Consider the following 8,121-nt stretch of genomic DNA (forward strand, 5'->3'; position numbering starts at 1 on the left):
CTGCCGCAGATGGCCGCCGGCACCGCGCGCGCGGCGGCGGATGCGCGCGCCGCGGAACTGCTCCACGCCTTCGGCCTGGCGGGGCGCGAGGCGCACCGGCCGGGCAAGCTCTCGGGCGGCGAGCAGCAGCGGGTCGCGATCGCCCGTGCGCTGGCCAACCGCCCGCGCGTGCTGCTGGCGGACGAGCCGACGGGCAACCTCGACGTCGCGACCGCCGACCGCGTGTTCAACGAGTTGCTGCACGCCGTGCGCGGGCAGGGGGTCGCGGCGCTGATCGCGACCCACAACCCGGATCTCGCCGCACGCATGGACCGCGTCGTGACGCTGCGCGACGGCCATGTCGTCCCGGCCTGAATGAGCGCGCCGGGCCGGGTCGTCGCCTATCGCTTCGCCGGCGGGCTCGGCAACCGGATGTTCCAGCTGATGCTCGCCCATGTGCTGGCCGAGCGCATTCCGGACCTCGCCGTCACCGGACCGCCGCTGCCTGAGTGGGGCATCGCACCGCCGGATCTGCCCTTGCCGCCCCGGCGCATCCGGCTTGCGGGGCATGAGGTGGATCTGGCGCGGCTGTCCTACCTGCTCGGGGCCGGGATCGTGGACGGCATCGAGACTGAGGCGCTCGGCTGCCGGATGGAACTGCTCTCGCGCCCGCTCGCGCAGCGTCTCTTTCCCGCCTTGATGCATGCCGGCGTCGCGACGGCGCCGGACGAACTCGTGATCAACATCCGCGCGGCGGAGATCCTAGGGCCCGTGCATCCGGGCTACCGGCCGCTGCCGCTGGCCTTCTACGCGCGGCTGATCGCCGAGACCGGGCTGAAGCCGGTCTTCGTCGGGCAGCTGGGCGAGGACCGCTATTCGGCGGCGCTGCGCGCGCGCTTCCCGGCGGCACGCATCATCCCCTCCGCCTCGCCGATGCAGGATTTCGCGACGCTGCGCGCGGCCCGGCACCTTGTCGTCGCGGTCAGCACCTTCTCCTGGCTCGCCGCCTGGCTGTCCGAGGCTGAGACGATCCACCTGCCGCTGGCCGGCGTCCTGCATCCGGGACTGCGGCGCGACGTGGACCTCGTGCCGCTCGGCGATCCGCGCTGGCGCTTCCATCTCTTCCCCGCCGCAGGCTGGGGCGGCACGGCGGCGGAGCTGGATGCGGCGATCGACGGCAGCGAGGCGGGACGCGAGGCGACGCGCGACGAGGTGGCGCAACTCGCCGCGCCGGACCTCCTGCTCGGCGCGGCGGAGACGGGGGCAAGCTGAGCGGCGCTACCAGGCGCCGTGATGCGCGACCTCGGCCTCCTCCTCGAGCAGCGGGCCTTCCACCACGATGCCGCGCTGGCCTGCGGCGAAGACCTCGCGGCAGGGCAGGGCCATGGTGAGGTTCTCCGGATGCGGCCCGATCAGCGCCTTCAGCCGCGCCTCCGACAGGCCATAGACCACGCGGCCGATGCCGGCCCAGTAGATCGCGCCGCTGCACATCGCGCAGGGCTCGGCGCTGGAATAGAGCGTCGCACCGGCACGCGCCTCGGGCGGCAACTCGATGCAGGCGCGGGTGGCCAGCAGCCGCTCGGCATGGGCGGTGCCGTCGCCATGCGGATGGAAGCCGTTGGTCGCCTCCATCAGCACGCGGCCCTGCGCATCGGCCAGCAGCGCGCCGAACGGATGCTGGCCGGCCGCCCGGCTTTCGGCGGCCAGCGCGATGGCGCGGCGCAGCAGCGTGAGGTCGTCCGGCATCGCGAATCCCCGCCCGATCCGTGCTAGGAGGGGCGGATGGCCGCCTCCTTCGTGCATCTGCACACCCATTCCGCCTACTCGCTGTCCGAGGGCGCGATCAAGGCGGAGAAGCTGCCCGCGCTGGCGAAGGCGGACGGCATGCCGGCCGTCGCGCTGACCGACACCGCCAACCTCTTCGGCGCGCTGGAATTCGCCCAAGGATGCGCGGGCAAGGGCATCCAGCCGATCATGGGCTGCCAGTTCTGGCTCGGCCGCGCCGCGACCGAGGAGCCGGGGCGGGCCGACCCGCAGCGCAGCCGGCCCGATCCGATCGTGGCGCTGGCGCGCAACGCCGCCGGTCTCGACAACCTCCAGCGCCTCTCCTCGGCGGGCTTCCTCGGCAGCGATCCCTCCGGCGAGCCCTGCCTGACGCTCGAGACGCTCGGCCGGCACGCCGAGGGGCTGATCCTGCTGACCGGCGGGACCACCGGGCCGCTCGGCCGGCTGCTTTCCGAAGGCCGGCGCGACGCGGCGCGGCGGCTGCTCGCGCAGCTGCGCGAGATCTTCGGCGGCGACGACCTGGTGGTGGAACTGCACCGGCACGGCCTGGCCGTCGAGCGCGCGGTCGAGCCCGGCCTGCTGCGACTGGCCGAGGAGTTCGGCCTGCCGATCGCGGCCGCCAACGACGTCTACTTCGCCGAGGCCGGGATGCACGAGGCGCATGACGCGCTGCTCTGCATCGCCGAGGGCCGCGTGCTGGCCGAGCAGGACCGCCGCCGCGTGACGCGCGAGCACTGGTTCAAGCCGGCGGCCGCCATGCGCGCGCTCTTCGCCGACCTGCCGGAGGCCTGCGACAACACGCTCGCCATCGCGCGGCGCTGCGCGGTGATGGCCGAGAGCCGAAAGCCGGAGCTGCCCATCTGCCCGAAGGTCCGCCCCGGCATGACGGAGGCCGAGACCGTCGCCGAGATGGCGCGCGAGGGGCTGGAGATGCGGCTCGAGGCGCAGGGCACGCCGGAGGCCGAGCGCGACACCTACCGCCAGCGCCTGGCCTACGAGCTCTCCGTCATCGAGAAGATGGGCTTCTCGGGCTACTTCCTGATCGTCGCCGACTTCATCCAATGGGCGAAGCAGCACGGAATCCCGGTCGGGCCCGGCCGTGGCTCCGGCGCCGGATCGGTCGCCGCCTGGGCGCTGCTGATCACCGACCTCGACCCGCTGCGCTTCGGCCTGCTCTTCGAGCGCTTCCTGAACCCCGAGCGCGTGTCGATGCCCGACTTCGACATCGACTTCTGCCAGGACCGGCGTGACGAGGTGATCCGCTACGTGGTGAACGAGTACGGCGCGGATCGCGTCGCCCAGATCATCACCTTCGGCAAGCTGCAGGCCAAGGCGGCGGTGCGCGACGTCGGGCGCGTCATGGGCATGCCCTATGGCCAGGTGGACCGCATCGCGTCCCTGATCCCCTTCAACCCGGCCAAGCCCGTCACCCTCGCCCAGGCGATCGAGGGCGAGCCCAAGCTGCAGGAGATGCGCGACACCGACGAGCAGGTCGCGCGCCTGCTCGACGTGGCGCAGCAGCTCGAAGGCCTCTATCGCAACGCCTCGACCCATGCCGCCGGCGTGGTCATCGGGCGCAAGCCGCTGGTCGAGATCGTGCCGCTCTACCGCGACCCGCGGTCCGACATGCTCATCACCCAGTACTCGATGAAGCATGTGGAGCAGGCGTCGCTGGTGAAGTTCGACTTCCTCGGCCTCAAGACGCTGACGGTGCTCGAACGCGCGGTCGAGCTGCTGAAGAGCCAGGGCATCGAGATCGACCTCGCGCGCCTGCCGCTCGACGACGCGAAGACCTACGCGATGCTGGCGAAGGGCGACGCGGCGGGGGTGTTCCAGTTCGAAGGCCAGGGGATGCGCGACTGCCTGCGCATGATGCGCCCCGACCGGCTGGAGGACCTGATCGCCGCCGTGTCGCTCTACCGGCCCGGTCCGATGGCGAACATCCCCGCCTATTGCCAGCGCAAGCATGGCGAGCCGTGGGAGCCGCCGCATCCCGCCATCCGCCACATCGTGGACGAGACCTACGGCATCCTGGTCTACCAGGAGCAGGTCATGCAGATCGCGCAGGAGCTGGCGGGCTACAGCCTCGGTGGCGCCGACCTGCTGCGCCGCGCCATGGGCAAGAAGATCCGCTCCGAGATGGAGGCTCAGCGGAAGATCTTCGTCGAAGGTGCGGTGAAGAACGGCGTGCCGGAGGCCAAGGCCGGCGAGATCTTCGACCTGATGGAGAAGTTCGCCGAATACGGCTTCAACAAGTCCCACGCAGCGGCCTACGCCCTCGTCTCCTACCAGACCGCCTGGCTGAAGGCGAACCACCCGACCGCCTTCCTCGCCGCCTCCATGTCGCTCGACCTCGACAAGACGGAGAAGCTGGCGGGCCACATGCAGGAGGCGGCGCGGCTCGGCATCCCGGTGCTGCCGCCGGACGTCAACCGCTCCGGCGCCGAGTTCACGCTGGAGACGCAGGCGGACGGCAAGGTGGCGATCCGCTTCGCCCTCGGTGCGATCAAGCGCGTCGGGCTCGGTGCGATGAAGGATCTGGTGAAGGCGCGCGATGCCGCGGGTCCCTTCGCCTCGCTGTCGGACTTCGCCGGGCGCGTCGATCCGAAGCTGCTGAACAAGATGCAGCTCGAGAACCTCGCCAAGGCCGGCGCCTTCGAGGGCCTGGAGCGCAACCGCGCGCGGGTCGTCCAGGGCGCCGAGACGATCCTGCGCGCCGCGCAGGAAGCGGCCGAGCGCCGCGCCAACCCGACGCGCGACATGTTCGGCGCCGAGAGCGCGCCGCCCCCACTCCGCCTGCCGGATGCGCAGGACTGGCCGATGCTCGAGCGGCTGACCTACGAGGCCGAGGCGGTCGGCTTCCACCTCTCCGCCCATCCGCTCGACACCTACAAGCGCGCGTTGTCCAAGCTCGGCGTCGTGGCGTCCTCGCAGATCGCCGACCGCGCGCGGGCGGGCGCGGCGCGGATGAAGCTCGCCGGCACGGTCGTCGCGGTGAAGAACGGCCGCACCAAGACCGGCAACCGCATGGCCTGGATCCGCTTCTCCGACGCGCAGGGCTCCTACGAGGCGACCTTCTTCAGCGAGAGCCTGGCGCGCGCGGGCGATCATCTGCAGGAAGGCAACGCGATCCTGCTTTCCGCCGAGGTGCGGATGGACGGCGAGGCGCTGCGCATCACCGCGCAGGATGCGGAACCGCTGGAGAAGGCGGCCGCCGGCATCGCAAGCGGCATCAAGCTGTGGCTCGAGCAGTCCGGCGCCGTGCCGCATATCCGCGCGCTGCTGGAACGCGAGGGCAGGGGACGCGGGCGCGTCGTGCTGGTGCCGGTGACCGGCCCGGGGCAGGAGGTGGAGATCGCGCTGCCCGGCGGCTTCAACGTCTCGCCCAGGCTGATGCAGGCGATGAAGGTGCTGCCCGGGGTCGCCGAGGTGCAGGAGCTCTAGCCGTGCCGGAGGAGGCGGCGCCGGCCGCGCGCCCGCCGCTCCGCTTCCTGACCTGCGGGTCGGTGGATGACGGCAAGTCCACCCTGCTCGGCCGGCTGCTGCACGATGCGCGGCTGGTGCCGGACGACACGCTCGAGGCGGTGACGCGCGACAGCCGGCGCTTCGGCACGACGGGCGAGGAGACCGACCTCGCCCTGCTGCTCGACGGGCTGGAAGCGGAGCGCGAGCAGGGCATCACCATCGACGTCGCTCATCGCTACTTCGCGACGCCGCGCCGCAGCTTCATCGTCGCCGATGCGCCGGGGCATGCGCAGCACACCCGCAACATGGCCACCGCCGCCTCGACCAGCGAGCTCGCCGTGCTGCTCTGCGACGTGCGCCACGGGCCGCTGACCCAGACCCGCCGGCACGCCCATCTCTGCGCCCTGTTCGGCATCCGCCATGTCGTGCTTGCGGTGAATAAGCTGGACCTCGTCGGCTACGACGAGGCCGCCTTCGCGCGATCGGTCGCGGCGTGGCGCAGCTTCGCCGCGCCGCTCGGCTTCGCCAGCGACGTCGCCATCCCGGTCTCGGCGCGGCGGGGCGACAACGTGGTGCGCCGGTCGGAGGCGACGCCGTGGTACGCCGGCCCGACGCTGTTGGCGCATCTCGAGGACATCGATGTCGAGGCCGGGGCGGAGGACGCGCCCTTCCGCTTGCCCGTGCAATGGGTGAACCGTCCGGATGCCGGCTTCCGCGGCTATGCCGGCACCATCGCCTCGGGCCGCGTCGCGGTGGGGGAAGCGGTGGTGGTCGCGGTCTCGGGCGCGCCGAGCCGCGTCGCCCGCATCCTCGGGCCGCGCGGCGAGCAGGACAGTGCGGCCGCGGGCGAGGCGGTCACGCTCTGCCTGGCCGACGAGACCGACGTGGCGCGCGGCGACGTGCTCGCCCATCCCGGGTCGCTGCCCGCCGTCGCCGACCAGTTCGCCGCGCATCTCGTCTGGATGGACGAGGAGGCGATGCTGCCGGGGCGGCAATACATGGCGCGGCTCGGCCATCTCTGGACCACCGCCTCCGTCACGCTGATCAAGCATCGGCTCGCGCCCGACACGCTGGAACGGCAGCCGGCGCGACGGCTCGAACTGAACGACGTCGGCTTCTGCAACCTCGCACTCGGCACGCGGGCCGCGTTCGATCCCTATGCGGAGAACCGCGCAACGGGCGCCTTCATCCTGGTGGACCGCTTCACCAACCGCACGGTGGGGGCGGGCATGGTGGCCTTCCCGCTGCGCCGCGCCGCCAACCTCCATCCCGAGCGGTTCCTGGTGGACCGCGTCTCGCGCGCCGCGCTCGATCGCCAGCGGCCGCTCGTGGTGTGGTTCACCGGCCTGTCGGGCTCGGGCAAGTCCACCGTCGCGAAGCTGGTGGAGCGCGCCCTGCACGCGGAAGGGCGGCATACCTACGCGCTCGATGGCGACAACCTGCGGCAGGGGCTGAATCGCGACCTCGGCTTCACCGACCAGGACCGGGTGGAGAACATCCGCCGTGCGGGCGAGGTCGCGAAGCTCCTCGCCGATGCCGGGCTGATCGTGCTGTGCTCCTTCATCTCGCCCTTCCGCGCGGAGCGCCGGATGGTGCGCGAGATGCTGCCGGAGGGCGAGTTCGTCGAGGTCTTCGTGGACGCGCCGCTCGAGGTCTGCATCGCCCGCGATCCGAAGGGGCTCTACGCCAGGGCGCTGGCCGGCGAGATCGCGAACTTCACCGGCATCTCGAGCCCCTATGAGCCGCCGGAGGCGCCGGAGCTCCGCATCGCGACCGCCGGAACGACACCGGACGCGGTGGCGGAGGCGGTGCTCGCGCATCTGCGTCCTCTGCTCGCGCGGTGAAGGCGTCGGCGCCCGGCGGCATTCGCGCCGCGCCGCGCCGCGTCCGCGCCCGGAATGCTGCCGCTGCGGAACCTCTGCCGGGCAGGCGGAACGACAACGATCCCGGCCCGCGCCGCGACGTTCGCGCGCCATGCTGCCCGCCGCCGACCGGACGACGACTGCGCCGCGGGTCTCCGTGGTCATCCCCGCGCGCGACGCCGCCGGCTTCGTCGGGGCGGCGCTGGCCTCCGCGGCCGGGCAGACGCTGCGCGCGCTGGAGATCATCGCTGTCGACGACGGCTCGACGGATGCCACCTGGACGGTGCTGGAGCGCGCCGCTGCCGCCGATGCGCGGATCCGTCCGCTGCGCCGCGCCCGCCCCGGCGGCGCGGGTGCCGCGCGGAACCTCGCCTTCGCCGAGGCACGCGGCACCTGGCTGGCGCTGCTCGACGCCGACGACCTCTGGCTGCCGGACCGCCTCGCACGGATGGTCGCGGAGGCAGAGGCGAGCGGGGCGGACCTGCTGGCCGACGACCTGCTGCTGCGCGATTTCGAGACCGGCGCCGAGCTCGGCACGCAGTTCGGCGGCGAGGGCGCCGGCTGGATCGCGACCGAGGAGCTGCTCCGGCGCGACATGCCGGATGCGCCGCCCGGCCCGCCCGGCGCGATCGGCTACGCGCAGCCCCTGATCCGCCGCGACTTCGTCAGGGCGCATGGCCTCGCCTATGACGAGACGCTCGAGACCAGCGAGGACCTCGCCTTCCTCTTCGCCTGCCTCCTCGCCGGCGCGCGCTTCCGGCTCTCGGCCGAGGCCCTCTACGTCTATCGGGTTCGCCCGCGATCGATCTCGCGCCGTGCTGGCGTGGCGCGGGCCCAGGCCGCGGCCAACCGGGCCATGATGCGGCTCGCGTCGGGCCGCGCGGGGCCCGCGGTCATGCGCCTGCTGGCGCGCCGGCAGGATCTGCTGGACGGCGCCGCGATCGCGGAAGCGGCCCAGGCCGGCGCCTGGCTTGCCGCGCTGGGCGGCGCCCGATGGCATGATCCGGCCCGGCTCGCGCGCGACCTGCGC

The 8,121-nt window shown here is 72.8% G+C and carries 6 protein-coding genes; 5 read left to right on the forward strand and 1 reads right to left on the reverse strand.

Annotated features, from left to right (window positions below; genetic code table 11):
• Together L2I40_RS14100 and L2I40_RS14105 are read left to right on the forward strand one after the other, a co-directional pair.
• A partial coding sequence (locus L2I40_RS14100; RefSeq protein WP_237215634.1) for an ATP-binding cassette domain-containing protein occupies positions 1-354 on the forward strand: 354 nt, incomplete at its 5' end.
• Entirely contained in the window at positions 355-1,251 is an 897-nt protein-coding gene (locus L2I40_RS14105) for a hypothetical protein (RefSeq protein WP_237215636.1), read from the forward strand. It abuts the gene before it with no gap.
• Between the two features lie 6 nt (positions 1,252-1,257).
• Here the strand turns inward: L2I40_RS14105 and L2I40_RS14110 are convergent, their stop codons facing one another.
• Positions 1,258-1,725: a nucleoside deaminase gene (locus tag L2I40_RS14110; protein ID WP_237215638.1), complete on the reverse strand. Its 468-nt coding sequence runs from the start codon at positions 1,723-1,725 to the stop codon at positions 1,258-1,260.
• A 36-nt stretch (positions 1,726-1,761) separates the two neighbouring features.
• On the opposite strand from L2I40_RS14110, the gene dnaE reads away from it, so the two are divergent.
• From dnaE to L2I40_RS14125, 3 genes are all read left to right on the forward strand, one after another.
• Entirely contained in the window at positions 1,762-5,208 is a 3,447-nt protein-coding gene (gene dnaE, locus L2I40_RS14115; RefSeq protein WP_237215641.1) for a DNA polymerase III subunit alpha, read from the forward strand.
• A gap of 2 nt (positions 5,209-5,210) precedes the next feature.
• The gene (cysC, locus tag L2I40_RS14120; RefSeq protein WP_237215642.1) at positions 5,211-7,073 is read left to right on the forward strand and encodes an adenylyl-sulfate kinase; all 1,863 of its coding nucleotides are present in this window, start codon (positions 5,211-5,213) and stop codon (positions 7,071-7,073) included.
• A 130-nt stretch (positions 7,074-7,203) separates the two neighbouring features.
• On the forward strand, positions 7,204-8,121 hold a 918-nt coding region (locus L2I40_RS14125; protein WP_237215643.1), incomplete at its 3' end, for a glycosyltransferase family 2 protein.

This window comes from Falsiroseomonas oryziterrae (genome assembly GCF_021864505.1).
GTDB lineage: Bacteria > Pseudomonadota > Alphaproteobacteria > Acetobacterales > Acetobacteraceae > Falsiroseomonas > Falsiroseomonas oryziterrae.

Excerpts from the sequence above, each read along its gene's own strand:
- L2I40_RS14105 (WP_237215636.1), top strand. The coding sequence starts at position 355 with ATGAGCGCGCCGGGCCGGGTCGTCGCCTATCGCTTCGCCGGCGGGCTC.
- L2I40_RS14110 (WP_237215638.1), bottom strand. The coding sequence starts at position 1,725 with ATGCCGGACGACCTCACGCTGCTGCGCCGCGCCATCGCGCTGGCCGCC.
- dnaE (WP_237215641.1), top strand. The coding sequence starts at position 1,762 with ATGGCCGCCTCCTTCGTGCATCTGCACACCCATTCCGCCTACTCGCTG.